This is a genomic window from Streptomyces sp. Qhu_M48 (assembly GCF_051305195.1).
In the GTDB taxonomy this organism is placed as follows: domain Bacteria; phylum Actinomycetota; class Actinomycetes; order Streptomycetales; family Streptomycetaceae; genus Streptomyces.
Genome location: NZ_CP195432.1, coordinates 996,860 through 1,022,135, shown reverse-complemented (window position 1 = coordinate 1,022,135; position 25,276 = coordinate 996,860). Strand labels below are relative to the sequence as shown.

Sequence of the window (25,276 nt, the reverse complement as noted above, 5' to 3'; positions counted from 1 at the left end):
GCGGGACGGTTCAAGGCGAGGCGCACGGGCACGGCCCCCGGCCTGGGGCATTAACCGGGGTCCGGCCCGTGCAGCCTCGCTCTGCGATGGTCCGGCCACGCCCTGCGACGGGTCAAAGCCGGGCCGGCGAGTGTGTCAGATCCCCCCGCGGGGTATTCCGGAAGCCTCCGGTGAGGGTCCCGACGGGGGCCGTGGACACCCCCGTGACCTGCGACGACACGACGACAGGTGGTCCGGCCACCATCCGGCGGCCGATTCGGGTGCCGGGTACACCTCGTCCCCGGGGGCGGGTTCGGGCGACGGTGGTGGAGCAGCGGGAGGGAGCTGCGCAACCTTCGGGCAGGAGTGTCGTGAGTACATCCGTCGCAACCAAGCGCAGGGCCACCGCCGGGGCTGTTCCCCCGGCCGGTCCCCTGGGCGTCGTCAGGTCCGTCGGCGCGGCCGGCTCGCGCGAGGACGTCTACGCCGAGCTGTGTGCCGCGCTGTTCTCCGGCTTTCCGCGCCGTGACCAGCGTCTGAAGGCCGAGCAGTACCTGCACGGCCTGCTGACCGCGCAGGGCCGCAAGTCGATCCGTAACATCGCCGCCCAGATCGGCGGCCCCGCCGCCGAGCAGAGCCTGCACCACTTCGTCTCCAGCTCCACCTGGGACTGGCAGCCGATGCGGGCGGAGCTCGCCCGGTACCTGGAGCGGAACAGCTGCCCGCAGGCCTGGGTGGTGCGGCCCATGCCGATCCCGAAGGCCGGGGAGCACTCGGTGGGCGTGGACCGGCGCTTCGACCCGGAGCGCGGTCAGGTCTTCCACGGCCAGCAGGCGTTCGGCGTGTGGTTCGCGAGCGACGAGCTGAGCGTCCCCGTCAACTGGCGTCTGTTCCTGCCCGATCCCTGGGTGAACGACCGCACGCGGCGCGATCGTGCGGAGGTTCCCCAGGAGGCCGGCGAGGAGACGCTGGAGGAGTGCGCGGTCGCCGCGGCGCTCGACACCGCCCGCTGGCCCGACGTCACCCGCAAGCCGGTGCTGCTCGACATCCGGGGCGGTGCGGGGCGGGCGGCCCTCACCCGGCTCGCCGGGGCCGGGGTGCCGGTCGTGGCGCGGATCGGTCCGGGCTCCCGGCTCGCGATCGCCGACCGTTCGCTGCCCGGTTTCGGGGCGGGCCCGCTGTCCGCCGTCCAGATCCTGGAGTCGCTCAAGGGCCTGCGCAGGCCGGTCAGCTGGGTGGACACGGTGGCCGGCGCGCGGACCTCGCGGACCTCGCTCGCCACGGCCGTCCGGGTGGCACTGCCCACCCCGGGCGGGGAGCGGATGCGACCGCTGGTGCTGCTCGGCGAGTGGGACGATCCCCGGCGCGCCCCGGCGCGGGTGTGGATCAGCGATCTGACCGGTTCGCCGGTCGGCTCCCTGCTGCGGCTGACGAAGCTGGCCCGCCGGGTGGAGCGGGACTTCGTCGAGGTCGGCGAGGGGGCGGGGCTGCGGGACTTCGTGGGCCGCTCGTTCCGCGGCTGGCACCGGCACATCACGCTGGCCTCCGCCGCCCACGCGGCGACGGTCATGGCAGCCACCGACTGGGAGTCGTCCTACGGCCCCACCTACGGTTCGGGACGCACGGCGAGCTGACCGCGGGCCGGACGTACGGCGGGCCGGACGGGTGGGTCACGCGGAACGGCGGGACCCACCCGTCCGGGCACCGCGCCCCGGTTTCAGGCACCGCGCCCCGGCCTCACGTGCTGCGCTCCGGCGGGCCCGGCGGCTGGCGGGTCGGGTCCGTCGCGGCGCGGCCGCGGGCCAGGACCTCCCGGGTGCGCTGGAGGCGCAGGGCGAGCTGGACCTCCAGGACCTGGCCCGGCTTCTGCCACTCGGGGCCGAGGAGTTCACCGATCCGCTCCAGGCGGCGGGAGACCGTGTTGGGGTGGACGTGGAGCGCCTCGGCCGCGTTCGTCGGGCTGCCGCCGGAGGCGAAGTACGCCTCCAGGGTGTGGGTGAGGTCGGTGAACCGCTCGGCGTCGTAGTCGAGTACGGGCCCGATCGCCGCCTCGACGAAGCCGTCGACGTCGTTGTCGTCGGAGAGCAGCAGCCCCAGGAAGCCCAGGTCCTGCACGGACGCGGCCGAGCCGCTGCCGCCGAGCGCGCTCATCGCGTCGAGGCAGCGTCCGGCCTCCTGGTGCATCCGTGCGACGCCGTCCGGGCTCTGGCCGGGTCCGGCGGCGGCGACCGAGACGGGGTGGCCGAGCAACGGGGACAGTTCGGCGGCGACGGCCTTGGCGGCGGCGGACGCGTCGATCCCCGGGAGCAGCAGCACGATGCAGCCGCCCTGCACGGTCTTGAGGCCGGAGAGGCGGTACGCGTACGAGGAGGCCCACACCACGGCCCGGCCCTGTTCGCCGCCCTCGGGGCGCGCGACCACGAGGACGTGCGGTTTGCGCAGGTCGACGCCGAGCCGGCGGGCCCGCTGGGCGATCTGCTGCGGGGCGTGCGGCGGGTCGGCGATGAGGTCGTCGAGGAGTTCGTCGCGGACGGGGCCCTCGGCGACGGCCGTGGAGCGGCGCATGAGGAGGAGGAAGGCGACGGACTGGGCGGCGAGTTCGAGGAGCCGTTCGTCCTCGCCGGTGAGGCCGCCGGCGGCGCGGACGACGAGGCCGCCGAGGTCCTCGGAGCCGGCGATGACGGGGGCCACCCAGGTGTCGTCGGCGGCGGGGACCGGGCGGCGGCGGGCGTGCGCGTCGAGCGAGGCCTTCGCGACGGCCTCCTCGTCGAGGCCGGGGAAGTCGCCGGCGATGGCGAGGCAGCGGCCGCCCTGGTCGCGGATCATCACGGTGGCGTCGAGGGCGTCGGCGGCGGCCTTGGCCACGTTGCACAGGTCGCCGCCCGCGAGGACGAGGTTCATGATCCGGCCGTGGGCCTCGCTGACGTGCCGCATCCGGGTGAGGCTGGTGCGGGCCCGGGAGCTGTCGCGTTCCAGCTCGGAGACCTCCGCCCGGGTGCGGTCGAGGAGGCCGGCCTTCTCGACGGCGAGGGCGGCGAGGTCGGCGAGGGCGGCGAGGAGCCCGATCTCCTCGGAGGTGTGGTCGCGGACGCGCCGGTCGGCGCCGTGGAGGGCGCCGATCACGGTGTCGCCGCTGCGCAGCGGCGCGGCCATGATCGCGTGGAGGTCCTCGGCGCGCAGGGCCGCTTCGGCGGCCTCGTCGAAGTCGGGGGCGTGGACACCGGCGTCGAGGGAGCCCGAGGGGGCGAAGCGCTCGTCGGCGAGGTAGTCGGCCGTCCAGACGGGCTCGCCGTGGAGCTGGACGGCGCCGCCGAGACCGTACCCGTCGGCGATCCTGAGCCCGGGGGCGAGCCGGGGCCCCTCGGTGCCGCCGGTGCGGGAGCCCTCCGTCGTGAGGACGTGGCAGGCTCCGTCCGGGCCGCGGAGGGTCACGTACGCGAGGTCGAGGCCGAGGAGCCGGCGGGCCCGGCGGGTGATGACGCGCAGCAGGCTGTCGAGGTCGTACGAGAAGGTCAGGTCCCGGGCGGTGTCGGTGAGGGTGGCGAGTCCGGCCTCGCGGCGCGCCTCGTGCTCGCGCCCGGTGTGGACCTCGCCCGCGAGCGCGACGGCCCGTTCGAGGCGGGCCAGTTCCCCGTCGGCCAGTCCGGAGCGGCGGGCGTCGTCGAGGAGGGCGTCGAAGCGGGCGGGCGGGGCCTGCCGGGCGAGTAGTTCGAGGACCGTGAGCAGCGCGTCGGCACCACCGGCTCCGTCCGCGCCGTGCAACGTCATGGCCCCGTACCCCCGTGGTCGAGCGAAATCGGGCACCTGGGAGGAAACCCGTACTGCTCGCCGAAACTAATTCGGCTTCGGGAGTCGGTCAACGGTGAGTTGCGGCACTTCATTCCCGGTCGCGGTCCCGTCGTGACGTCACCGTTCCCCTCGCGGTCCGCATGGCGGTCCCGGTTTTCCGTCAGGTGGTCAGCCGACGGAGCCGGCCGGGACGAGCCCGGCCCGGGCGGGGCTGTACTGGGCGGGGATCCGGGGAGCGTACACGGGGCGGATCGCGGTGTTCCGTACGGCGAGGACGGAGCGCTGGAGGCGGCGGAGGCGCGCCGACGGCTCCATGCCGCTCTCCCCCTTCAGCGCCAGGCGCAGCCGCTCGTACACGGTGAGGGCCTCGTCGGGCTGGCCGCAGCGGAGCAGGGCCACCATGTAGTGGGCGTGGAGCGGCTCGTTGGTGCGGTAGCGGGCGACGAGTCCGGAGAGTTCGGAGAGGAGTTCGGCGTGCCGGCCGAGGCCGAGCTGTGCTTCGACCCACTGGTCGAGGACGCTCAGCCGGGAGGTTTCGAGGCGCTCGATCTCTCTTCGGAGGCGGGGGCCCGCCGCGACGCCCGCGTAGGGTTCGCCGCGCCACAGGGCGAGTGCCTCGCCGAGGCGGAGTGCGGCGCGGGAGAGGTCGCCGGCCTCCATGGCCCGGTAGCCGGCGCCCGCCGCGCGTTCGAACTGCCAGACGTCGTGGGCGCCGCCACCGGTGTCGAGCCGGTAGCCGCCGGGCTGGGAGACGAGGATCGCGTCGGCGGTGCGCCGGTCGGACCAGCCGGGGCGGGGTTCCGTCGGATCCGCGCCGCGCAGCGCGCCGGCGATGAGGGCGCGCAACTCGGCTATGTGACCCTGCAGTTCGGCGCGGCCGCCGCGAGGGGCACCGGACGGCCACAGCTCCTCGGTGAGGACCGTCACGGGGACGACCTGGTCGGCGCTGGCCGTGAGCAGGGCGAGGAGCTGCCGGGGAGCGGCCGCGGTCGGGGTGATCGACACCCCGTGCTCGCGTACCGACAGTCCCCCCAGAATCCGGACGTCCACCTTGCCCCCTCAGTGCCTGTGCGGTGTCAGCGTGCGGGATGACTTCGATGATTAGAAAAGACCCCCGTAGGCATGTCAATAAGAAACCGGAGGGTACGGAATCCCAACCCCGGATATCGGGGTGATTCACCCCGTTTGCGGTGATATAAGAGCGTAAGATTTTCGTCACTGGCGCAGACCAGCACACGCCGGAAGACTGTTTCCGGACTCGTAGGTACGCTTTCGTGGAGTCCTCGTGGATGCCCGAGGGGTCGACACGCACGAGTTCACGCCAGAAACAGCCCGCGGGGTACGGTTCCGCGGGCTGTCAGGGTCGGTCGGGGATGTCCTCAGAGCACGGCGGCGGCGGTCAGCAGGCCGAACGCGGCGACGATCAGGGCCGTACGGACGCGGTGGAAACCGTTCCAGCGGTTCTCGAAGGCGGCGCGGACGGCGGCCGGCTCGTCGCCCGTGGCCTCCGAGGCGGCCAGTGCGTTGTTGAGCGGGATGTTGCCGCCGAGGGTGACCGCGTGGTTGAGGGCCGCGCACACGAGCCCCGCGAGGACCAGCCACTTCTGGGTGTCCGTACGGCCGTCGCCGGGGACGAAGAACGCGGCGGCGGGCAGGGCGACCACACCGAGGAAGACGATCAGGAACACGCCCCTCGGCACGGCCTCGTTGATCCGGCGCATCGCCGTGACGAACTCGGCGTCCGTCAGACGGGCGAGCGCGGGCATGATTCCGGTCTGGAAGATCAGCATGAAACCGGCGTACAGCCCGGTGCATCCGACGGCGAGGGCGAGCAGCAGGGAAGCCATGCGGCCATTGTCACCCGCCACCCGCCCCACGCGTCAGCTGTACGGATCACCCGACCTCAACTCGCCCTCACGGGTGGCCCCTTCGCCTGGCACCCGCTCCGGCCCCTCGGCCCGTCCGAACAGACCGTCCGCCTGCCGCACGGCGTCGGCCAGCTCCCGGACCACGGCCGAACCCGAGCGCCCGGCGATCGCCTCGGCACGCTCCGCGAGCGCGGGGAGCCCCGGCGTGCCAGGCAGCGTGCCGCCGCGCAGGGCGTCCGCGAAGTAGGCGGTGATCGCCGTCAGTTGCAGGCTGTCGTGGCCGCCGCCCCAGATGTCGGTGGCGAGCCCGGACGTGCCGACCGCGCCGGACCGCTCGCGCGGTGCCCGGGTCTTCGGGTCGAGCCAGCGGACGGTGGCGGTGGCGACCCGACCGGTCGCCCCGGGCCGGGTCCTCACCGCGTACAGGGCGGTGACGGTGTGACCGGCGCCGATCTCGCCGCCGTCGACCCGGTCGTTCCGGAAGTCCTCGTCGGCGACCTCCCGGTTCTCGTAGCCGATCAGCCGGAACCTCTCGACGGTCCGCCGGTCGAAGGCGACCTGCGCCTTGGCGTCACGGGCGCGCAGCTCGACATGGGCGGGCAGCTGGTCGACGAAGACCCTGCGGGCCTGCGCCGAGTCGGAGACGTACGTGGTCTGACCGTCGCCGCGGTCGGCCAGCCGCTCCATGAACGCGTCGCCGAACTCGCTGCCCACCCCGACGCCGAAGAGGGTGATCCCGTACTTCCCGCGCTCCTCGTCGATGCGTTCGAGGATCGTCCCGGCCTCGGTGGCGCCGGTGTTGGCCAGCGCGTCGGAGAGCAGCACGACCCGGTTGGTGGCGCCCTCGCGGTGCCCCTCGACGGCCACGTCGTAGCCGGTGCGGACGCCCGCCTCGACATTGGTGGAGGCGCTGGTCGCGAGGGAGTCCACGACCTCGCGGATCCGGCCGCGCGCCTCCCCCACCCGGGTCATCGGCAGCCGGGTCTCGGCCTCGTCGCTGAAGGTGACGAGCGCGATCGAGTCGTCGTCGCGGAGCTGGTCCGCGAGGAGCCCGAGGGACTCCTTGACCAGGTCGAGCCGGCCCGGCTCGGCCATGGAGCCGGAGACGTCGACGACGAAGGTGAGGGCGGCGGGCGGCCGTTCGCCCGACCGGTCGGCCCCGCGGGTGGCGAGCCCGACCCGGACCAGGGACCAGCCGTCGCTCCCGGCGCGGGCCCCGTCGAGGGTCACGCTGAAACCGTTGTCCGCCGGGCGCGGATAGTCGGGACGGAAGCTGTTGACGAACTCCTCGGGGCGCACGGTCGCCGGATCGGGCAGCCGCCCCTCGGCGAGGGTCCGGCGGGCGTAGCCGTACGAGGCGGTGTCCACGTCCAGGGCGAAGGTGGACAGGTAGTCGGGGGCGGGCACCGGGGAGCGCTCCTCACCCTCCCCGCTTCCCTCCCTCCCCTCCTCGTACGCGGTGCCGGGGCGCGCGCTCCCGCCGCCGTCGGGGGCCGCCGGGGCGGTCCGGCCGGTCTCGCGGCCCGAGTGGTCGGCGGCGTTTCCGTCACCGCCCGCGGAGCAGCCGCCGACGGCGAGTCCGGCCGCGAGCAGCCCCGCGACCGTGGCCGGGAATCGGGCCCCGCGGCGTCCGGCCGCCGCCCTGTCCTGTCGTTCCATCTCATCTCCCCCTCTTGGTAAGGCACTTGTGAATGTGACGAACGAGAGGCCCACTGGGAGCAGTCGAAGGAGTTGCGGATGCGTCTCGATGCGGCAACGGCGACCGGGGTGACCGCGGGTGGCATGGATTCGCCATCCTCCTCAACAGGGGTTGTCACCGTGTGCAGTCGCATGCGTACATGGAGTAGACATCGATCGGGCGGGGGTGGTCAGCGGTGGCAGAGAGCGCGGGCTCCGTGATGCTCGCCCGTTCGGCGATGAACCGGGCCGCGACCGAGGGACAGCGGCCCGCGGGGCGCCCGGTCCGGGGCGCGCGGCGTATCAGCGCGGCGCTCGCCGGGCTGGCCGCTTCCACCCGGTACGAACTCCTGACCTTCGACGACCCGGTCGCCTCCGCGGCCCGCGCCATCCCCGAGCCGTTCCTGGAGTTGGCGGGAGCGTGCATGCGGGCCGCGGCGGAGCGGGCCGAGGAGGTCAGACGGATCGTGCCCCGGCACGCCCTGCCCCGGCTCGAAGGGGCACTCGGGCGTCCCGGCCGGGCCCGTGTCACGGAGGCGATCCCGTTCAAGATGATCGTGGTCGACCGGACGGTGGCGGCGATCCCGCTCGACCTGGAGCTGCTCTACAACGGGCTGTTGCTGATCCGGGACCCGGTGGTGGTGCAGGCGCTCGCCCGGGCGCACCACGCCTGCTGGGTGACGGCCGAGGACCCGGCGTACGCGCCGCCGCCCCCGCCGCCGCCCGGTGATCTTCCGCCCCAGCTGCGTCCGGTGCTCGACGCCCTTGTGTCGGGGCTCACGGACGAGACGGCGGCGGCCCGGCTCGGGATGTCCGCACGGACGTACAGCCGGCGGGTCGGCGAGCTGATGACGGCCCTCGGCACGACGAGCCGCTTCCGCGCGGGCGCGGAAGCGGCTCGAAGGGGGTGGCTGTGAGAGGAGCGGTGGCTGTGAGAGGAGCCGTGGCGGTGAGAGGAGCGGTGGCGGTGAGAAGACCCTGAGGCTCGCTCAGGGTTCCTCGGCCGGGGTCTCCTCCCTCGGGACCTACGACACGATGTCCTTCCGGGCGAAGCCGCGGAAGGCGAGCGCGAAGAGGATGAGGGCGTACGTCAGCGAGATCGCCGTGCCCTTCACCATGCCGCCCCACTCCAGCTGCGGCTGGAGCGCGTCGATCCAGGCGAACTGCCAGTGCGCGGGCAGGTACTCGCGCCAGTCGCCGAGGGCGGTGACCGCGTCCAGGACGTTGCCGACGATGGTCAGGCCGACGGCGCCGCCCACCGCGCCGAGCGGGGCGTCGGTGCGGGTGGACAGCCAGAAGGCGAGGCCCGCGGTGACCAGTTGGGAGGCGAAGACGAAGGCGACGGCGACGCCGATCCGCAGCAGCGCGTCCCCGGCGGGCACCGAACCGCCGGTCGGCAGCTGGAGCGGCCCCCAGCCGTAGGCGACCGTGCCCGCGGCCAGGGCCACGAGCGGCAGGAGGACCATGGCGGCCGCGCTGTAGGCGAGGGCGACCGTCAGCTTGGAGGCGAGGAGCCGGGACCGGGGTACGGGCGCGGCCAGGAGGTAGCGCAGCGAGGACCAGCTCGCCTCGGAGGCGACGGTGTCCCCGCAGAACAGCGCCACCGGGATGACGAGGAGGAAACCGGCCGAGACGAACAGGCAGGTCGCCGCGAAGTTGGCGCCGGAGGCGGTCGCCGTGTCCATCAGGGTGATCCGGCTGCCGCGGTCACCGTCCTCGCCGCCGATCGCGAAGGCGATGATCAGGACGAACGGCAGGGCGACCAGGATGCCGCCCATGATCAGGGTGCGGCGGCGCTTCCACTGCCGGAGCGCCTCGACCCGCAGGGGCAGGGTGCGCCCGGGGCGGTAGCCGGGGGCGGATTCGGCGGAGGCCGTCTCCGGGACCGGACGGCTGGTGGTGGGGGTGCTCATGCGGCTCCGCCTCCGATCAGGGTCAGGAACGCGTCTTCGAGGCGCCGGTGCGGTCCGACCCCGGTGAGCGGTACGTCCAGGCGGACGAGTTCGCCGATGAGGGCGGTCGCGTCGGCGCCGTCGAGACGGACCAGGAGCCCGCCGTCGGCGCGGGTGGCCGCGCCGACGCCGGGCAGGGCGGCGATCTTCTCGACGAGCGCGTCGGAGAGGACGGGGACGGTGGACACGCCGGCGCCCTCGGCCCGGTGCTCCGCCACCGTCACGAGGAGGGTGTCGCCGGAGCCGGTGATCTCGGCGACGGGGCCCGCCTGCACGAGCTGTCCGCGGTCCATGACGACGAGGTGGGTGCAGGACTGCTCGACCTCCGCGAGGAGGTGGCTGGAGACGATGACGGTCCGCCCGTCGGCCGCGTAGCGGATCATCACCTCGCGCATCTCGCGGATCTGCGGCGGGTCGAGTCCGTTGGTGGGCTCGTCCAGGATCAGCAGGTCCGGCAGACCGAGCATGGCCTGGGCGAGGGCGAGGCGCTGCCGCATGCCCTGCGAGTAGGTGCGGACGGCGCGGTCGAGGGCGCCGCCCAGGTTCGCGATCCGCAGCGCCTCCTCGACGTGGGCGTCCTCGGCGGGGCGGCCGGTGGCCTTCCAGTACAGGTCGAGGTTCTCCCGGCCGTTGAGGTGCGGCAGGAAGCCGGCGCCCTCGACGAAGGAGCCGACCCGGGAGAGGACCGGGGCGCCGGGCCGGATGGCCTGGCCGAAGACCCGGATCTCGCCCTCGTCGGGGGTGATCAGGCCCATCAGCATGCGCAGGGTGGTGGTCTTGCCCGCGCCGTTGGGTCCGAGGAGGCCGAGGACCTGGCCCTGCTCGACGCGGAAGGAGACGTCCCGGACGCTGTACCGGTCGCCGCCCTTGTACTTCTTGGAGAGCCCGGTGATCTGGAGCGGTACGGCGGCGAGCGCGGGGTCGGGCGCGGGGGCCGCGACCCTGCGGCGGGCCGTGAGCAGCAGCACGGCGGCGACGGCGAGGCCGATCAGCGGCAGGCCCCAGACCCACCAGGGCAGCACGGCGGCCTGGGTGTCGAGGCCGGGCGCGGTCGGGACGGTGAGCGGGCTCTCGACGGCGACGGTGTAGCCGGCGGGGACGACCGGGGAGGCGTAGCCGAGGTCGGTGGCCGCGACGACGAGCCGGAGCCGGTGCCCGGCCTCCACCTCGTGGTCGATGGCGGGCAGGGTGAGGGTGACGCTCTTGCCCGCCTTGGCGCCGTCGACGCGGACGGGGGTGACGAGCTGGGCGGGCAGCACCTGCTGCCGGCCGTCGGGCCCCACGTCGTACACCTTGGCGAAGAGGACGGCGGAGCCGTCGGCGGCGGTGGAGGTGACCTTGACGCGGACGGTCGGAGTGCCGGTGACGCGGAGCGGCTCGGTCTGCGGCTTCGCGTCGAACCGGGCGTGCTGACCGGGGAAGTCGAGGGAGAGGCCGACGCCGAGGGAGGAGAGTCCGGCGACTCCGCCGCCGAGGCCGGGGACGGCGGAGACGGCGGGCGGGGCGGCTCCGGCGGGGTTGGCGAAGGACTGCGGGCGCCCGGCGAGGGGGACGGCCGTGGTGCCGGAGGTGAGCCCCGGGTAGCGGTCGGCGGTCGCGGCGCGCAGGGTGGCCTGTCCGTCGGTGGAGTCGACGCCGCCGGTGCGGCTGACGCGGAAGGCGGGGCCGGTGTCGACGGAGGTGTCGCGCTTGAGCCAGCGGTCGAACCAGGTGCTGACGCGGCGCTCGACCCGCTCGGTCTCGCGGTCGCCGCCGTCGTGGCCGCCGGAGATCCAGTCGACGGCGACGGGGGCGCCGTTGGCGGTGAGGGTCCGGGCCATGGCGTCGGACTGGGCCAGGGTGAACAGGGAGTCGGACTGGCCCTGGACGAGGAGGGCGGGCACCTTGACGCGGGCGCCGACGGCGGAGGGGCTGCGGGCCTCCAGGAGGGCGCGAGCGGCGGCGTCGGGCTTCCCGGAGACGGCGACGCGCTGGTAGAGCTCGCAGAGTTCGGCGGTGAACCGGCCGCAGGCGGCGGGCTTGCCGGGGGCGGTGGGCTTCCCCGCGCTCCTGCCGGATCCGGTGCCCGGGGCTGTCCCGGGGTCCGTCCCGGCTCCCGTGTCCGGGCCCGCCACAGCGTCCGGCCGGTCCCCGGTGGAGAAGAAGATCCCGGCCCAGAGCTTCTTGAAGACGCCGTCGGGGAAGAGGGCGTCGGCGAGGTTCCAGTAGGTGATCTGGGGGGCGATGGCGTCGACGCGCGGGTCGTGTCCGGCGGCGAGCAGGGAGATCGCGCCGCCGTAGGAGGCGCCGGTGACGCCGACGCGCGGGTCGCCGGGCTTGTCGAGGAGGACCTCGGGCCGGGCGGCGAGCCAGTCGATCAGCTTCCGCGCGTCCTTGACCTCGTGGTCGGGGTCGTTGAGGCCGATCTCGCCGCCGGAGGCGCCGAAGCCGCGGGCGGACCAGGTGAGAACGGCGTAGCCGTCGCGGGCGAGCTGCTCGGCCTGGGCGCGGACGTCGTCCTTGGAGCCGCCGAAGCCGTGGCCGAGGAGGACCGCGGGCCGGCGCCCGTCACCGTCGCCGGTGAAGTACGAGGTGTCGAGCCGGGTGCCGTCGAGGTCGAGCATCCGGTCCGCGCGGTGCACGGGCGGCGGATCGTCCGAGGCGACGGCGGTCCAGGTGCCGGCACCCGCGAGGACGGCGAGGACGGCGGTGACCGCGGCCCACCGGGGAGTTCGGAGTCGCATGCTTCGAGCCTAAGCGGGCGACCTGTGCGGCACCGCTGTCCCGGGGCGGAGCCGCCCGCCCTCCTGGAGTCGTACGGTGCCGGCGCCGCGTACCACGGGTGCGGTATCCGCGGCGGCCCCGGACACCCGGAAGGCCCCGGGTCGCGGTGGTCCGCACCCCCGGGGCCCCGCTCACGCCGGTGGCGTCAGTGGTTGCGCGGGAAGCCCAGGTCGACGCCGGTCGGGCCCTCGGACGGGTCCGGCCAGCGGGTGGTGACGACCTTGCCGCGGGTGTAGAAGTGCACGCCGTCGTTGCCGTAGATGTGGTGGTCGCCGAAGAGCGAGTCCTTCCAGCCACCGAAGGAGTGGTAGCCCACCGGCACCGGGATCGGCACGTTCACGCCGACCATGCCGGCCTCGACCTCCAGCTGGAAGCGGCGGGCCGCGCCGCCGTCGCGGGTGAAGATCGCGGTGCCGTTGCCGAACGGCGAGGCGTTGATGAGGGCGAGGCCCTCCTCGTAGGTGTCGGCGCGCAGCACGCAGAGCACCGGGCCGAAGATCTCGTCCTGGTACGCCTTGGCCGTCGTCGGCACGTGGTCCAGGAGGGAGAGGCCGATCCAGTGGCCGTTCTCGTGGCCCTCGACCGTGTATCCGGTGCCGTCGAGGACGACCTCGCAGCCCTCGTCCGCCGCGCCGTGGACGTAGGAGGCGACCTTGTCGCGGTGGACGGCCGTGATGAGCGGGCCCATCTCGGAGGTGGGGTCGACGCCGGGGCCGATCTTGATCTTCTCGGCGCGCTCGCGGATCTTCTGCACCAGCTCGTCGCCGATGGCGCCGACGGCCACGACCGCCGAGATGGCCATGCAGCGCTCGCCGGCGGAGCCGTACGCCGCCGAGACGGCCGCGTCGGCGGCCGCGTCGAGGTCGGCGTCGGGGAGGACGAGCATGTGGTTCTTCGCGCCGCCGAGCGCCTGGACGCGCTTGCCCTTGGCGGAGGCGGTGGTGTGGATGTAGCGGGCGATCGGGGTCGAGCCGACGAAGGAGATCGCGGAGACGTCCGGGTGCTCCAGGAGCCGGTCCACGGCCACCTTGTCGCCGTGCAGCACGTTGAAGACGCCGTCCGGGAGGCCCGCCTCGGCGAGCAGCTCGGCGATCTTCAGGGAGGGCGAGGGGTCCTTCTCGCTCGGCTTGAGGATGAAGGTGTTGCCGGTCGCGATGGCGATCGGGAACATCCACATCGGCACCATGGCCGGGAAGTTGAAGGGCGTGATGCCCGCGACGACGCCCACCGGCTGGCGGATCGACGCCACGTCCACCCGGTTCGACACCTGGGTGGAGAGCTCGCCCTTGAGCTGGGTGGTGATGCCGCAGGCCAGGTCGACGATCTCCAGGCCGCGGGCGACCTCGCCGAGAGCGTCGGAGTGGACCTTGCCGTGCTCGGCGACGATCAGCTCGGCGATGGCGTCGCGGTTGGCGTCGAGCAGCGCGCGGAACTTGAAGAGGATGGTGGTGCGCTGGGCGAGCGAGGAGGTGCCCCAGGTGCGGTAGGCGTCCTTGGCGGCGGCGACGGCGGCGTCCACCTCCTCGACGGAGGCGAGCGCGACCCGCGTGGTCACGGCGCCGGTGGCCGGGTCGGTGACCGGGCCCCAGTTGCCCGACGTGCCCTCGACGGTCTTGCCACCGATCCAGTGGTCGACGGTCTTGACGGTGTTCGTCATGACGAAATGCTCCTTCAGAGATGGCGGCGTCGGGCGGTGACGTGCCGGTCGTACTCCTCCCGGGCCTTGACCGCCGACGGGCGGGTCGAGGTCTCGGCCACGGGCACATCCCACCACGCCTGGGCCGGGGGCGGGCCCGACACAGTGTCTGCCGTTTCGGTCTCGACGTAGACACATGTGGGAACCGTCGCCTCCCGCGCGTCCGCGAGGGCTTCCCGCAGGTCACGCACGGTGTGGGGGCGCAGCACCCGCATGCCGAGGGAGGCGGCGTTGGCGCCGAGGTCGACGGGGAGCGGGGGGCCGGTGAAACCGCCGTCCGCGTCCCGGTGACGGTAGTCGGTGCCGTACCGCTCGGCGCCGACGGCCTCCGAGAGGCCGCCGATGGAGGCGTAGCCGTGGTTCTGGAGGACGATCAGCCGCAGAGGGAGGCGCTCCTGCACGGCGGTGACGATCTCGGTGGGGTTCATCAGATACGTACCGTCGCCGACGAGCGCCCAGACGGGCCGTCCGGGGGTGGCGAGCAGGACGCCGAGGGCGGCGGGGATCTCGTATCCCATGCAGGAGTAGCCGTACTCGACGTGGTACTGGTCGGGCGAACGGGTCCGCCACAGCTTGTGGAGGTCGCCGGGGAGCGAGCCGGCGGCGTTGATCAGGATGTCGCTGCCGTCGACCAGAGTGTCGAGTACGCCGAGGACCTGGGCCTGGGTGGGGCGGGCGTCCTCGTCGGGGACGGCGTAGGCCGCGTCGATCCGCTCCTGCCACTCCCGCTTGGACCGGGCCCATCCGGCCGTCTCCCGCCGGTGGTCTCCCAGCGCCCCGGCCAGCGCGGTGAGGCCCTCGCGGGCGTCGGCGACGAGCGGCAGTGCCGCCAGCTTGTGGGCGTCGAAGCCGGCGATGTTGAGGTTGACGAAGCGGGTGGCCCCGGCGAACAGGGTGCCGGAGGCGGTGGTGAAGTCGGTGTAGCGGGTGCCGACTCCGATGACGAGGTCGCTGCTCGCGGCCAGGGCATTGGCGGTGGCGCTGCCGGTGTGGCCGATGCCGCCGGTCTCGCACGGGTGGTCGTACGGCAGAACGCCCTTGCCGGCCTGGGTGGTGGCGACGGGGATTCCGGTCCGCTCGGCGAACATGCGGAGGGCGTCCTCGGCGCCGCTGTACCGCACGCCGCCGCCCGCGACGATCAGCGGGCGCTCCGCGTTCCCGATCGCCTCCACGGCGGCGTCGAGTTCGGCCGTGTCCGGGCGGGGGCGGCGGACCCGCCAGACCCGCTCCGCGAAGAACTCCTCCGGCCAGTCGTACGCCTCCGCCTGCACGTCCTGCGGCAGCGCGAGGGTCACCGCGCCGGTCTGCACGGGGTCGGCGAGGACCCGCATCGCGGCGAGCGCGGCCGGGACCAGGGCCTCGGGGCGTCCGACCCGGTCGAAGTACGTCGAGACGGGGCGCAGACAGTCGTTGACCGACACGTCGCCCGCGTAGGGGACTTCGAGCTGCTGGAGCACGGGGTCGGCGGGGCGGCCGGCGAAGGTGTCGCCGGGGAGGAGCAGGACCGGGAGGCGGTTGACCGTGGCGAGGGCGGCGCCGGTGACGAGGTTGGTGGCGCCGGGGCCGATGGAGGTGGTGACGGCGTGCGCGGAGAGCCGCCGGGACTGGCGGGCGTAGCCGACGGCGGCGTGGACCATGGCCTGTTCGTTGCGGCCCTGGTGGAAGGGCATGCCCCCGGAGCCGATGGCGGCCCTCGTGTCCCCCGCGCCCCCGGCGTGCTCGACTCCCCCGAGGCTTTCCACGAGGGCCTGGCCGATCCCGGCGACGTTCCCATGGCCGAAGATGCCCCAGGTGGCGGCGATCAGCCGCCGCCGCTCCCCGTCGCGCTCGGTGTACTGGGCGGCGAGGAAGCGCACGAGCGCCTGGGCGACGGTCAGCCGGATGCTCATGCGTACCCCTCCGTGTGGTCCGGATGGAAGCAGATCTTCCACTCCCGCTCGGGTCCGGGGCCCGCCATGACGTTGAGGTAGTGCAGAGCGTGACCCGGCTGGGCGATCGACGGGCCGTGCCAGCCGTCGGGCACGAGGACGGCGTCGCCGTCCCGGACCTCGGCGAGGAGTTCGGCGCCGCCGGGGCGGGAGGGCGAGATCCGCTGGTAGGCGACGCCGTGCGGGCCCTCGATCTCGTAGTAGTAGATCTCCTCCAGGACGGACTCGGTCCCGGGGCGGTGCTCGTCGTGCTTGTGCGGCGGGTAGGAGGACCAGTTGCCGCCGGGTGTGACGACCTCGACGGCGATGAGCCGGTCGCAGTCGAAGGCGTCGGCCGAGGCGAAGTTCCGCACCTCGCGGGCGCGGTTGCCGCTGCCCCGGGTCTCGACGGGAACCTCCGGCGCGGGGCCGTAGCGGGCGGGGAGTCGTCGCTCGCACTTCGCTCCTGCCAAAGCGAAGCGGCCTCCCGCACCGGAGGCGATCTGGGCGTGGGCGTCGCGCGGTACATAGGCGAAGTCGGTCACTCCGTCGAACACGCTCGCGCGGCCCAGGAGTTCGATGATCTCGCCGTCGACGCGCACGCTACAGGCACCGGAGAGGGGAAGCACGACCCATTCGGAATCCCCGCTCCCGAAAGAGTGGATCTCCCCCGGTCCGAGGGTGAGGACGCGCAGGGCGGAGTACGTCCATCCGGCCCGCGCGGGGTCGATGTCGACGGCGTACGGGCCGCGGGCGGCGGTTCCGGCGGGCAGGTGGAGGGAGGCGGGCCGGTCAGGGAGGTCCTGGGAGGCCGGCCGGTCAGGGAGGTCCTTGGAGGCGGGCCGGTCGGGGTGGTGGGGGGAGTCGGATCGGGCGGGGCTCGGGCTCATGGCGGGATCCCTACCCCTTCTCCGGGAGGGTGCCGCTTCCGGTCGCGAGTGCCTGGGTGATCTGCGTCAGGTCGGGCATGGCGGAGGAGCAGGCGAGACGGCCCGCGACGATCGCGCCGGCGGCGTTGGCGTGGCGCAGGGTCGTGTCGAGGTCCCAGTCGGCGAGCAGTCCGTGGACGAGCGCCCCGCCGAACGCGTCGCCCGCGCCGAGGCCGTTGACGACCTCCACCGGCAGCGGCGGCACCTGGGCGCTCGTCCCGTCGGCGGCGAGCGCGAGGACGCCCTCGGGTCCCTGTTTGACGACGGCGAGACGGAGGCCGCGTCCGCTGTCGGAGGCGAGCAGGGCGCGGGCCGCCGCGTACGGATCGCGCTCCCCCGTGGCCACCTCGCACTCGTCGAGGTTCCCGACGGCGACGGTCGCGTGCCGCAGCGCCTCGGCGTAGAAGGGGCGGGCCGCGGCCGGGTCGGCCCAGAACATCGGCCGCCAGTCCAGATCGAGGACCGTCACCTCCCGGCCGGCCCTGGCCCGCAGCGCCTCCAGGGTCGCGATCCGGCTCGGCTCGGCGCACAGGCCGGTGCCGGTCGCCCAGAAGACCCGGGCGGCGCGGATCGCGTCGAGGTCCAGCTCGTGCGGGTGGATCTCCAGGTCGGGGGCCTTGGGGCGGCGGTAGAAGTACAGCGGGAAGTCGTCGGGCGGGAAGAGCTCGCAGAAGGTGACGGGGGTGGGGTGGTCCTCGACCTCGGTCACCCAGCGGTCGTCCACGTCGAAGTCCTTGAGCTCCCGGCGCAGGAAGGTGCCGAAGGGGTCGGCGCCGGTGCGGGAGACGAGGGCGGTGCGGCGGCCGAGGCGGGCGGCGGCGACGGCCACGTTCGCCGGGGAGCCGCCGAGGAACTTGCCGAAGGTCTCGACCCGGTCGAGCCCGACGCCGGACTGGAGCGGGTACAGGTCCACGCCGAGGCGGCCCATGGTGATCAGGTCGTACGGCTCCGACTCCACCCGCGCCACCTCTCGCGTCCGGCCTCTCGCGCCACGGCTTCCCGCACCCAGGTCTAGCCGTCCGCCCGGAGGCCTGTCAACGATATGTCCGGACATTCGGACGACGGGACGGGGCCGGTCGGGCCGGAGCGGCGTGCTTGACGCTGCTCTCGGGACCCGTCCAAGGTGACAGGCATGACGAAGCCGTCACCGCAGCCCGCGCCCGCGTCCCGTATTCGGATCGGCTCCGCCCCGGACTCCTGGGGCGTGTGGTTCCCCGACGATCCCCGGCAGGTGCCCTGGCAGCGCTTCCTCGACGAGGTGTCGGGCGCGGGCTACACGTGGATCGAGCTCGGCCCGTACGGCTATCTGCCCACCGATCCGGCCGTCCTGACGGAGGAGACCGCGCGACGCGGCCTCCGGGTCTCGGCGGGCACGGTCTTCACCGGGCTCCACCACGGCACCGGCGTCTGGGACCGGACCTGGGCGCACGTCGCCGAGAACGCGGCCCTCGCGCAGGCCGTGGGGGCCGGCCATCTCGTCGTCATCCCGTCCTTCTGGCGGGACGACCGCACGGGCGAGGTCCTGGAGGACCGGACGCTCACCGCCGGGCAGTGGAAGGACCTGACACGGCTCACCGAGCGTCTGGGCCGGGAGGTGCGCGAGCGGTACGGGCTGCGGATCGTCGTCCATCCGCACGCCGACACCCACCTGGACGGCGAGGAGAGCGTGACGCGCTTCCTCGACGCCACCGACCCCGAGGCGGTCTCGCTCTGCCTGGACACCGGGCACTACGCGTACGCCGGCGGGGACAGCGTCAGGCTGATCGAGACGTACGGCGAGCGGATCGGCTACCTCCACCTCAAGCAGGTGGACCCGGAGGTCCTGGCCGGGGTGGTGGCCGAGGGGGTGCCGTTCGGCCCCGCGGTGGCGCGGGGCGTGATGTGCGAGCCGCCGTCGGGGGTGCCCGCCCTGGAGCCGGTGCTCGCCGCCGCGTCCGCCCTGGACGTGGACCTCTTCGCCATCGTCGAGCAGGACATGTACCCGTGCGAGCCGGACGTCCCGTATCCGATCGCGCTGCGCACCCGGCGCTTCCTCCGCTCCTGCGGCGTGTGACCGACGCGTACCTCTCTGACCAGAGGTGACGCACGGGGACACGCCGATCTCCCGATGCTCCGTTTCCGTCACACACGTCCCTTCGGCGTCACGCGTGTCTCCGTTACGCGGGTGTTCGGTCACAGGCGCTCGACAGGCGCTCTCCTCCTGTCTGAGGGGGTCGTTGCAGGGGGCAATGGCTCAGTGATCGCCAACGCCCGCCCGCAGCGCCCCCGAACGGCACCCCCGCCGCCGCTGCGCGGTGCGCAGGGAGGTACCAGGCATGACGGACAGAAGGCTCTGGTCGTACAAGGACATCGCCGCACACATCCGGGTGCAGCCCGACACGGTCCGCTCCTACCGGAAGCACGGACTGCTGCCGAACCCCGACCACGTGGAGTCGGGCAAGCCCTACTGGTACGCGGACACGATCCGCGCCTGGGTCGCCAGCCGCCCCGGCAACCGGGGCCGCCGCGACTGACCCGTCCGGCCCGCGCGCGCCGCCGGGCCCGGAACGTTCCGGGCCCGGCGCCGTGCCGTGCGGTGCCCGGGAGGGGGCGCGGCGAGGGCCTGCGCCCCCTCCGGCCGCCGGGGGACGAGCGTGGCGAGCAGAAGACCCGCCACGACCGGAGACGTACCGGTGTGTCTCATGGATCCCCCGGCAGAGGGGTCAGATCACCGCGTTGTAGATGTCCCAGCCCCAGCCGATGTTCGTGCGGGTGGAGCCGGGCGCGTAGCCGAAGCCGGAGGGCTTGGCGTCGTAGGCCCAGAGGTTGCCGTCGATGCCCTGGGCTATCAGCTCGGTGTGGCTCCAGCGGCCGAGCTCCTCCGTCCCCACGATGTCGTTGTAGTCGTTCCAGCCGCCGCCGACCTTCCAGCGGGCGGCGTACGGCGTGCTCGCCGACCCGGAGGAGGACGCGTTGTACTTCCAGAGAACCCCGGCCGCGTCGCGGGCGACGAGGCCGTCACCGAAGGCGGCGATCTCCGTGTAGATGTTCCAGCCGCCGCCGACGCGCACACGCGGCTTGAAGCGGGGGTACGCCTCGTCGTTCTGCTCGAAGTTCCAGAGGACGCCGGCCTTGTCCCGGGCGACGAGACCGCCCTCGCCGTTGGAGGCGATGGTCGTGTAGTCCGCCCCCTCGGGAATGCCGCCGCCGCCCGTGGCGCGGACACGCGACGCGAACGGGGCCGCCGGGTCGCCGGTGCCCTGGTAGAACCAGAGGACACCGCCCATGTCCAGGGCGACCAGGTCACCCGTGCCGGCCGCCGTCGTGGGCGTCAGCTGGACGATCTCCGAGTAGATGTTCCAGCCGCCGCCGATCCGCTTGCGGGGCGTCAGGGACCTGTCCGCCTTGCCCGTGGCCTCGTAGCGCCAGAGGACACCGTCGTTGTCGCGGGCGTGGACGGCGCCGCGGGCGTCGGCCGCCGGGACGGACTCGACGACGTCGAGTCCGACCGCGCCCCGGGCGACGACGGTCCCGCTCGCGTCCTTCAGCTCGACGGGCGCGTCGAGGGAGCCGATCCAGCCGAGGTCGTCCGACAGGTCGAGGGTGACCGCGAAGTCGAGGGTCCCCGAGGCCTCCACGACGGGCAGGTCGATCAGAACCCGGGCCGGGCCGGTGTCGTCGGTGAGGCTCGTACCCCGCCAGGCGCAGGCCTCGAAGGCCCCGCCACCGACGGAGCAGGTGGAGTCGATCCGCTCAGCCGTGCGGTGGTCGGTCCAACCACCGGCCGGCCAGTTGGTGAGGGGGAGGGTGACGCGGGTCTCCACCGGGCCGGTGACCCCGGCCGGCAGCGTCGCCCTGAAGCGGAGCGTCACCGGTCCCTCGGGGCCGGCCGGCACGGTCAGCCGACCACCCTCCTGCACGATCGCGCCGGTCTCGGCGGCCGTCTCCCCCTGAGCCGACACCGGTGCGGCCACGGCCGCCGCTCCCCCGAGCGCCACCGGTGCGATTGCGACGACAAGGGCAGTCGCCAGGACCAGGCTCGTACGCATACGTAACACGAATTCCCCCATGGAATCAGTTCATTGACGAGAGGAAGCGGGCTCCCGCAACTCCTCGGACACCTCTATGACACCCGGAGTAGGCGAAGGGTTGTACGAGTCGTTCTCACTGATTCCGAAGCGGTCGTGGAAGCGGCGCAGCGGGCCCGGGGCCCACCAGGTGAGGCGGCCGGTCAGCTTCATCACGGAGGGGACGAGGAGGCTGCGGACCACCATGGCGTCCATGAGGACGGCGAGGGCGACGCCGAGGCCGAGCATCTTGGTGTTGGTGACGCGGGAGGTGCCGATGGCGACCATGACGACGGCGAGGATCACCGCGGCGGCGGTGATGAGGCCGCCGGTGTGGCGCAGGCCGAAGCGGACGGAATGCTCGTGGTCGCCGGTGACGTCGTACTCCTCCTTGATGCGGGAGAGCAGGAACACCCCGTAGTCCATGGAGAGTCCGAAGGCCACACAGAACATGAGCACCGGCAGGGTGGTCTCTATGTCGCCGGTGGGGGTGAAGCCGAGGAGTCCGGCGAGGTGTCCGTCCTGGAAGACCCAGACGACGGCCCCGAACATCGCCGTGAGGCTGAGGGCGTTGAGGACGACGGCCTGGACGGGGATGAGGACGCTTCCGGTGAGCAGGAAGACGAGGAGCAGCGTGACGAGGACGATGACGGCCGCCGCCCAGGGCAGCCGTTCGCCGAGGGCGTCCTTGGAGTCGACGAGGACGGCGGCCTGTCCGGTGACGGAGGTGTCGAACGGAGCCGGTACGGACCGCAGTTCGGCCACGGTCCGCTGGGCCTCCGCGCCCACGGCCTCCCCCTCGGACACGACGGTGAAGTAGGCGTGGCCACCGCCGGCGGTCACGGGTCCGTCGGCCCGGGCGACGCCGTCGAGGGCGCCGATCCGCTCACGGTAGGCCGCGTACTGCGCGGGGGTGGCCTCCCCCTCGGCGAGGACGGTGAGGCCGCCGCCGGGGTTGCCGGGGAAGCCGTCCCGCAGCTGGTCCTGGACGACCCGGGAGGAGGCGGTGACGGGGAGCTGACGGTCGTCGGCGGTACCGAACTTCACGCCCAGGAAGGGCAGTCCGAGGAGGACGAGCCCTGCGGTGGTGAGGACGGCGAAGACCGGCGCCCTGCGCATCACGAGCGCGGCGACCTGGCCCCAGCCCGCGCCGTCGCCGTCGCCGTCACCTCCGGCGGCGGAGCCGGGGGCTTCGGCGGCGGAGCCGGGGGCCTCGGAGGCGGGGGCGGCCTTCCCGGCGGCCCGGCCCCGCCGGAGGAGGCGCCGCAGGTCGAGCGCGTCGACCCGGTCGCCGAGCAGCACCAGGGCCGCCGGGAGCAGGGTGAGCGCGGCGGTGGCGGCGAGGAGGACGACGGCGATCCCCGCGTACGCGAAGGAGCGCAGGAAGTACTGCGGGAAGACCAGCATCGCGGCGAGCGAGACGGCGACGGTCAGGGCGGAGAAGAGCACGGTCCGGCCGGCGGTGCGCAGGGTGGTGCGGACGGCGGTGCGGGCGTCGGCGCCGGTGGCGAGCTCCTCGCGGTAGCGGCGGACGACGAACAGGGCGTAGTCGATGGCGAGTCCGAGCCCGAGGGCGGTCGTCAGGTTCTGCGCGAAGACGGAGACGTCCGTGAACTCGGTGATGCCGCGCAGGACCGCGTTGGTCCCGAGGATGGCGACTATGCCGACGCCGAGCGGGAGCAGGGCCGCGACGGCGCTGCCGAAGACCATGACGAGCAGGACGAGGGTGAGGGGCAGGGCGATGAGCTCGGCCCTCAGCAGGTCCTCCTGGATGACCGTCTGCATCTCGTGGCGCACGGCGAGGTCGCCGCCGAGGGACACCTCGACGGGTCCGTGCGTGCCCCGGAACGCGGGGGCGATCCGGTCGAGGACGGCGGCGGCGTCCTTCTCCTCGCCCGCGATCCGGGCGGCGATCACGGCCTTCCGGCCGTCCTCGGAGCGGAGGGCGGGCGAGCCGGTGGACCAGTAGGAGCCGACGCCGTCGACGCCCGGCTCGGCGTCGAGCCGCTCGGCGAGCCGCCCGGCCTCGGCGGCGACCGCCGGGGCGTCGGCCCCGGCCGCTCCGGCGTCGACGAGCAGGAGCAGATTGGGCCGGGAGCCGGGGAACCCGCGCTCCAGCGCCTCGGCCGCGTAGGTCGATTCGGCGGCCGGGTCCTCCCAGCCGCCGCTGCCCATCCGGTCGGCGACCCCGCCGCCGGCGAGGACCGCGAGGGCGGTGAGGACGAGGGCGACGAGGAGGGTGAGCCTCGGCCGGGCGGTCACGAACCGCGTCCATCCGCCACCCCGGCCCCCGGTCCCACCTGGGGCTTCTCCCGGGCCGGTCCCTCCGGGCGCTGTCTTCTTGACTTCGGCCATGACGCGGTGTCCCCTTCACCTGACCCGTGCGCACACGCTTCCCGGCAGGTCGCATGGGTCGCCCATTGCCATAGACTGGCAAACACGAGTGATCGCTCGCGTTTCTCAAGAATGCGAGCGACCTCTCGTGTTTGTCAAACGTGTTGAGGAGAGCTGGGGACAGCCATGTCCGAAGAACCGAAGCCGCGCCGCCGCCAGGCGCGGGGCGAGCGCCGCATCGCGGAGCTGCTCCAGGCCGCCGCGAACGTCTTCTGCGCCAACGGCTACACGGCGTCCAGCACCAACGCGATCGCCCGCGAGGCCCATGTCTCGCCCGGCACGCTCTACCAGTACTTCCCGAACAAGGAAGCCATCGCGATCGAGCTCGGCGGACGCCTGCTGCACGAGATGCGCGAGGCCCACGGCCAGGCGTTCACCCCGGAGAACCTCGCCCTGCCGCTGCCCGAGCTCCTGGACGCGGTCGTCGACCCGCTGATCGAGTTCAACTGCGCCAACCCGGCGTTCCTCGCCCTGATGCACGGCTCCGAGGTCCCCGGGCGGATCGCGGAGGAGCACGACGAGCTGCACGCGACCCTGCTCACCCGCGTGGAGGAGGTGATCGCCCACTACGCGCCCGCGCTGTCCGTCGCGGACCGCCTGCGGACCGCGGGCATGACCTTCGCCGCCTTCAAGGGGGGCCTGGACCTCGTCCTCGCCGCACCCGAGGGCGCCGAGCGGGACGCCACGGTCGCCGAGCTGAAGACGCTCCTCCTGCGCTACCTCTCCCCCCTCGTCGACGGCCCCCCGGCGGGCGACCCCCTGACCGACGACTCCCTCGTCGGCGGCTCCCCCGTCGGCGGCCCCCCGGCGGCCGGGTCCCCGGTCGGCGCGCCCCAGACCTAGAGGCCCGCCGGATCCGCCGAGGCCGCCGGATCCGCCCGGGCCGCCGGGGCCGTCACCACGACTCCGAGCCGCCGACCCGCTCGGCGGGCGGCTTCTTCGCGCCCGCCCGCGACTTCAGCGCGACCAGCGGGAAGACGAGGACGGAGAGCATGCCGGCCCCGACGAGGGCCGCCGCCTCGCCCGCCGTCATCGCCTTGTCGTCCACGCCGATGGTCGTGATGGCGACGACGAGCGGCAGCGCCGTGGAGCCGTAGAGGACGAGCCCGCCCCGCTCCCTGCGGTCGAGGTCGCGCGGGGCGAGGAACCAGATCGGGCCGCCGCGCACCACCAGGAAGAGCAGCAGGAAGATCGGGAGCAGGAGCAGGGTCCGGCCGCCTTCGAGGAGCGAGGCCAGGTCGAACTCGATCCCGGTGACGACGAAGAAGACCGGGACGAGGAAGCCGAAACCGACCCCCTCGACCTTCTCCAGGATCTGCGGTCCGGACTCGGGCGCGGCCCCGGCCAGGAGGAGCCGGGTGACGAGTCCGGCGGCGAAGGCGCCGAGCAGGACGTCGAGTCCGAGGGCCTGCGAGGCACCCAGCATCAGGGCGAGCAGCAGGAAGACGAAGCGGACCGCGAACTGGCCGCTGCTGTGCAGGGTCTTGGCGATGATCCGGGAGAACCACGGCGGGCGCGGCCTCAGTGCCCAGTAGACGGCCCCGGCGGTGAGCGCCGCGAAGACGGCGAGGAGCACCGTCGACTCGCCCGCGCCGCGCCCGCTGAGCAGCAGCGCCATCGCGATGATCGGGCCGAACTCGCCGACGGCGCCGAAGGCCATGACGACCGTGCCGAACCTCCCGTGGAGGTCTCCCGCGTCCCGGAGGACGGGCAGGACGGTGCCGAGGGCGGTGCTGGTGAGCGCCACTCCGATGAAGACGCCCTTGGTGTAGCCGCCGCCGAGCAGGATGCCGGCGGTGAGGCCGAGGACGAGGGCGATCAGCCAGGCCCGGACGGAGCGCTTGAGGGTGTCGCCGCGGACCTTGCCGAACTCGATCTCGTACCCCGCGAGGAAGATCAGCATGATGAGGCCGAGTTGCGAGAGTCCGTCGATCAGCGCGTCGGGGTGGGCCCAGTCCAGGACGTCGGGGCCGATGACGATGCCGAGCAGGATCTCGAAGATGACGAGGGGGACGGGGAGCCGACGCCCGACCGCGTAGGCGAGCAGTGGCGCCAGGACGGCGATCGTCATGATCAGGATGAGCGTGGTCCCCGAATGCGACATATCGGGTGTTTACCATAGGCTCCGGTCGGGCGCCGCCGCATCCCGTCAGCCGTGTCCGGCCGGTCGCGCCCCGCCGGACGCCCCGTCGACGGAGGGACGTGGAGGGGTTCGCGTGCGCGGGCATCCGCCCTCCGCGCAGTCGATCCGTCCCCTCCCATCCCCGCGACCCCAC

The 25,276-nt window shown here is 73.6% G+C and carries 18 protein-coding genes; 5 read left to right on the top strand and 13 right to left on the bottom strand.

The features are described 5' to 3' along the window. Positions 1-350: 350 nt before the first annotated feature. Entirely contained in the window at positions 351-1,613 is a 1,263-nt protein-coding gene (locus ACRRSS_RS04895) for an IS701 family transposase (RefSeq protein WP_435969984.1), read from the top strand. Positions 1,614-1,716: 103 nt separating this feature from the next. Here ACRRSS_RS04895 and ACRRSS_RS04890 read toward each other — a convergent pair whose 3' ends face one another. The 4 genes from ACRRSS_RS04890 to ACRRSS_RS04875 all read right to left on the bottom strand — a co-directional run bounded on the left by ACRRSS_RS04890 (position 1,717) and on the right by ACRRSS_RS04875 (position 7,295). Beyond that, complete coding sequence (locus ACRRSS_RS04890; protein ID WP_435969983.1) at positions 1,717-3,747, bottom strand: helix-turn-helix domain-containing protein; 2,031 nt, start codon at positions 3,745-3,747, stop codon at positions 1,717-1,719. 189 nt (positions 3,748-3,936) lie between these two features. Continuing rightward, positions 3,937-4,818 carry an AfsR/SARP family transcriptional regulator gene (locus ACRRSS_RS04885; RefSeq protein ID WP_435969982.1) on the bottom strand — a complete coding sequence of 294 codons (882 nt, stop codon included), beginning with the start codon at positions 4,816-4,818 and terminating at the stop codon, positions 3,937-3,939. A 329-nt stretch (positions 4,819-5,147) separates the two neighbouring features. After that, positions 5,148-5,615, bottom strand: a complete 468-nt coding sequence (locus ACRRSS_RS04880) for an anthrone oxygenase family protein (RefSeq protein ID WP_351910369.1) — start codon at positions 5,613-5,615, stop codon at positions 5,148-5,150. A 33-nt stretch (positions 5,616-5,648) separates the two neighbouring features. Further along, a complete protein-coding gene (locus ACRRSS_RS04875; RefSeq protein WP_435969981.1) occupies positions 5,649-7,295 on the bottom strand; it encodes a YfbK domain-containing protein in 1,647 nt (548 codons plus the stop codon). 215 nt (positions 7,296-7,510) lie between these two features. Between ACRRSS_RS04875 and ACRRSS_RS04870 the strand changes: the two genes are divergently transcribed. After that, on the top strand, positions 7,511-8,230 hold the full coding sequence (locus ACRRSS_RS04870) for a DNA-binding response regulator (protein ID WP_435969980.1): 720 nt from the start codon (positions 7,511-7,513) through the stop codon (positions 8,228-8,230). A 108-nt stretch (positions 8,231-8,338) separates the two neighbouring features. Here the strand turns inward: ACRRSS_RS04870 and ACRRSS_RS04865 are convergent, their stop codons facing one another. The 6 genes from ACRRSS_RS04865 to iolC all read right to left on the bottom strand — a co-directional run bounded on the left by ACRRSS_RS04865 (position 8,339) and on the right by iolC (position 17,488). Continuing rightward, entirely contained in the window at positions 8,339-9,226 is an 888-nt protein-coding gene (locus ACRRSS_RS04865; RefSeq protein ID WP_435969979.1) for an ABC transporter permease, read from the bottom strand. Beyond that, positions 9,223-11,988, bottom strand: a complete 2,766-nt coding sequence (locus ACRRSS_RS04860) for an alpha/beta fold hydrolase (RefSeq protein ID WP_435969978.1) — start codon at positions 11,986-11,988, stop codon at positions 9,223-9,225. Before ACRRSS_RS04860 ends, ACRRSS_RS04865 begins: the two co-directional genes overlap by 4 nt. A 185-nt stretch (positions 11,989-12,173) precedes the next feature. Beyond that, on the bottom strand, positions 12,174-13,685 hold the full coding sequence (gene mmsA, locus ACRRSS_RS04855; RefSeq protein WP_351910359.1) for a CoA-acylating methylmalonate-semialdehyde dehydrogenase: 1,512 nt from the start codon (positions 13,683-13,685) through the stop codon (positions 12,174-12,176). A 14-nt stretch (positions 13,686-13,699) separates the two neighbouring features. Continuing rightward, positions 13,700-15,613, bottom strand: coding sequence for a 3D-(3,5/4)-trihydroxycyclohexane-1,2-dione acylhydrolase (decyclizing) (iolD, locus tag ACRRSS_RS04850; protein ID WP_435969977.1), 1,914 nt, complete (start codon positions 15,611-15,613; stop codon positions 13,700-13,702). After that, entirely contained in the window at positions 15,610-16,521 is a 912-nt protein-coding gene (gene iolB / locus ACRRSS_RS04845; protein WP_435969976.1) for a 5-deoxy-glucuronate isomerase, read from the bottom strand. Before iolB ends, iolD begins: the two co-directional genes overlap by 4 nt. Positions 16,522-16,531: 10 nt before the next feature. Continuing rightward, positions 16,532-17,488: a 5-dehydro-2-deoxygluconokinase gene (iolC, locus tag ACRRSS_RS04840; protein ID WP_435975249.1), complete on the bottom strand. Its 957-nt coding sequence runs from the start codon at positions 17,486-17,488 to the stop codon at positions 16,532-16,534. A gap of 204 nt (positions 17,489-17,692) precedes the next feature. On the opposite strand from iolC, the gene ACRRSS_RS04835 reads away from it, so the two are divergent. Beyond that, on the top strand, positions 17,693-18,613 hold the full coding sequence (locus tag ACRRSS_RS04835; protein ID WP_435969975.1) for a sugar phosphate isomerase/epimerase family protein: 921 nt from the start codon (positions 17,693-17,695) through the stop codon (positions 18,611-18,613). 262 nt (positions 18,614-18,875) lie between these two features. Continuing rightward, positions 18,876-19,073 carry a helix-turn-helix transcriptional regulator gene (locus tag ACRRSS_RS04830; RefSeq protein ID WP_435969974.1) on the top strand — a complete coding sequence of 66 codons (198 nt, stop codon included), beginning with the start codon at positions 18,876-18,878 and terminating at the stop codon, positions 19,071-19,073. Between the two features lie 189 nt (positions 19,074-19,262). Here the strand turns inward: ACRRSS_RS04830 and ACRRSS_RS04825 are convergent, their stop codons facing one another. Together ACRRSS_RS04825 and ACRRSS_RS04820 are read right to left on the bottom strand one after the other, a co-directional pair. Beyond that, positions 19,263-20,513, bottom strand: a complete 1,251-nt coding sequence (locus ACRRSS_RS04825) for a hypothetical protein (RefSeq protein WP_435969973.1) — start codon at positions 20,511-20,513, stop codon at positions 19,263-19,265. 105 nt (positions 20,514-20,618) lie between these two features. Next, positions 20,619-22,961: an MMPL family transporter gene (locus ACRRSS_RS04820; RefSeq protein WP_435969972.1), complete on the bottom strand. Its 2,343-nt coding sequence runs from the start codon at positions 22,959-22,961 to the stop codon at positions 20,619-20,621. 165 nt (positions 22,962-23,126) lie between these two features. Here ACRRSS_RS04820 and ACRRSS_RS04815 point away from each other — a divergent pair, with 165 nt between their 5' ends. After that, the gene (locus tag ACRRSS_RS04815; protein WP_435969971.1) at positions 23,127-23,843 is read left to right on the top strand and encodes a TetR/AcrR family transcriptional regulator; all 717 of its coding nucleotides are present in this window, start codon (positions 23,127-23,129) and stop codon (positions 23,841-23,843) included. A 52-nt stretch (positions 23,844-23,895) separates the two neighbouring features. On the opposite strand, the gene ACRRSS_RS04810 is transcribed toward ACRRSS_RS04815, so the two are convergent. Next, the gene (locus tag ACRRSS_RS04810; protein ID WP_435969970.1) at positions 23,896-25,104 is read right to left on the bottom strand and encodes a cation:proton antiporter; all 1,209 of its coding nucleotides are present in this window, start codon (positions 25,102-25,104) and stop codon (positions 23,896-23,898) included. Positions 25,105-25,276: the final 172 nt, after the last annotated feature.

Bases quoted from the DNA above. Each gene is read 5' to 3' on its own strand.
- ACRRSS_RS04890 (WP_435969983.1), bottom strand. From the start codon at position 3,747: ATGACGTTGCACGGCGCGGACGGAGCCGGTGGTGCCGACGCGCTGCTC.
- ACRRSS_RS04880 (WP_351910369.1), bottom strand. From the start codon at position 5,615: ATGGCTTCCCTGCTGCTCGCCCTCGCCGTCGGATGCACCGGGCTGTAC.
- ACRRSS_RS04875 (WP_435969981.1), bottom strand. From the start codon at position 7,295: ATGGAACGACAGGACAGGGCGGCGGCCGGACGCCGCGGGGCCCGATTC.
- ACRRSS_RS04865 (WP_435969979.1), bottom strand. From the start codon at position 9,226: ATGAGCACCCCCACCACCAGCCGTCCGGTCCCGGAGACGGCCTCCGCC.
- ACRRSS_RS04860 (WP_435969978.1), bottom strand. From the start codon at position 11,988: ATGCGACTCCGAACTCCCCGGTGGGCCGCGGTCACCGCCGTCCTCGCC.
- mmsA (WP_351910359.1), bottom strand. From the start codon at position 13,685: ATGACGAACACCGTCAAGACCGTCGACCACTGGATCGGTGGCAAGACC.
- iolD (WP_435969977.1), bottom strand. From the start codon at position 15,613: ATGAGCATCCGGCTGACCGTCGCCCAGGCGCTCGTGCGCTTCCTCGCC.
- iolB (WP_435969976.1), bottom strand. From the start codon at position 16,521: ATGAGCCCGAGCCCCGCCCGATCCGACTCCCCCCACCACCCCGACCGG.
- iolC (WP_435975249.1), bottom strand. From the start codon at position 17,488: ATGGGCCGCCTCGGCGTGGACCTGTACCCGCTCCAGTCCGGCGTCGGG.
- ACRRSS_RS04835 (WP_435969975.1), top strand. From the start codon at position 17,693: ATGACGAAGCCGTCACCGCAGCCCGCGCCCGCGTCCCGTATTCGGATC.
- ACRRSS_RS04830 (WP_435969974.1), top strand. From the start codon at position 18,876: ATGACGGACAGAAGGCTCTGGTCGTACAAGGACATCGCCGCACACATC.
- ACRRSS_RS04820 (WP_435969972.1), bottom strand. From the start codon at position 22,961: ATGGCCGAAGTCAAGAAGACAGCGCCCGGAGGGACCGGCCCGGGAGAA.
- ACRRSS_RS04815 (WP_435969971.1), top strand. From the start codon at position 23,127: ATGTCCGAAGAACCGAAGCCGCGCCGCCGCCAGGCGCGGGGCGAGCGC.
- ACRRSS_RS04810 (WP_435969970.1), bottom strand. From the start codon at position 25,104: ATGTCGCATTCGGGGACCACGCTCATCCTGATCATGACGATCGCCGTC.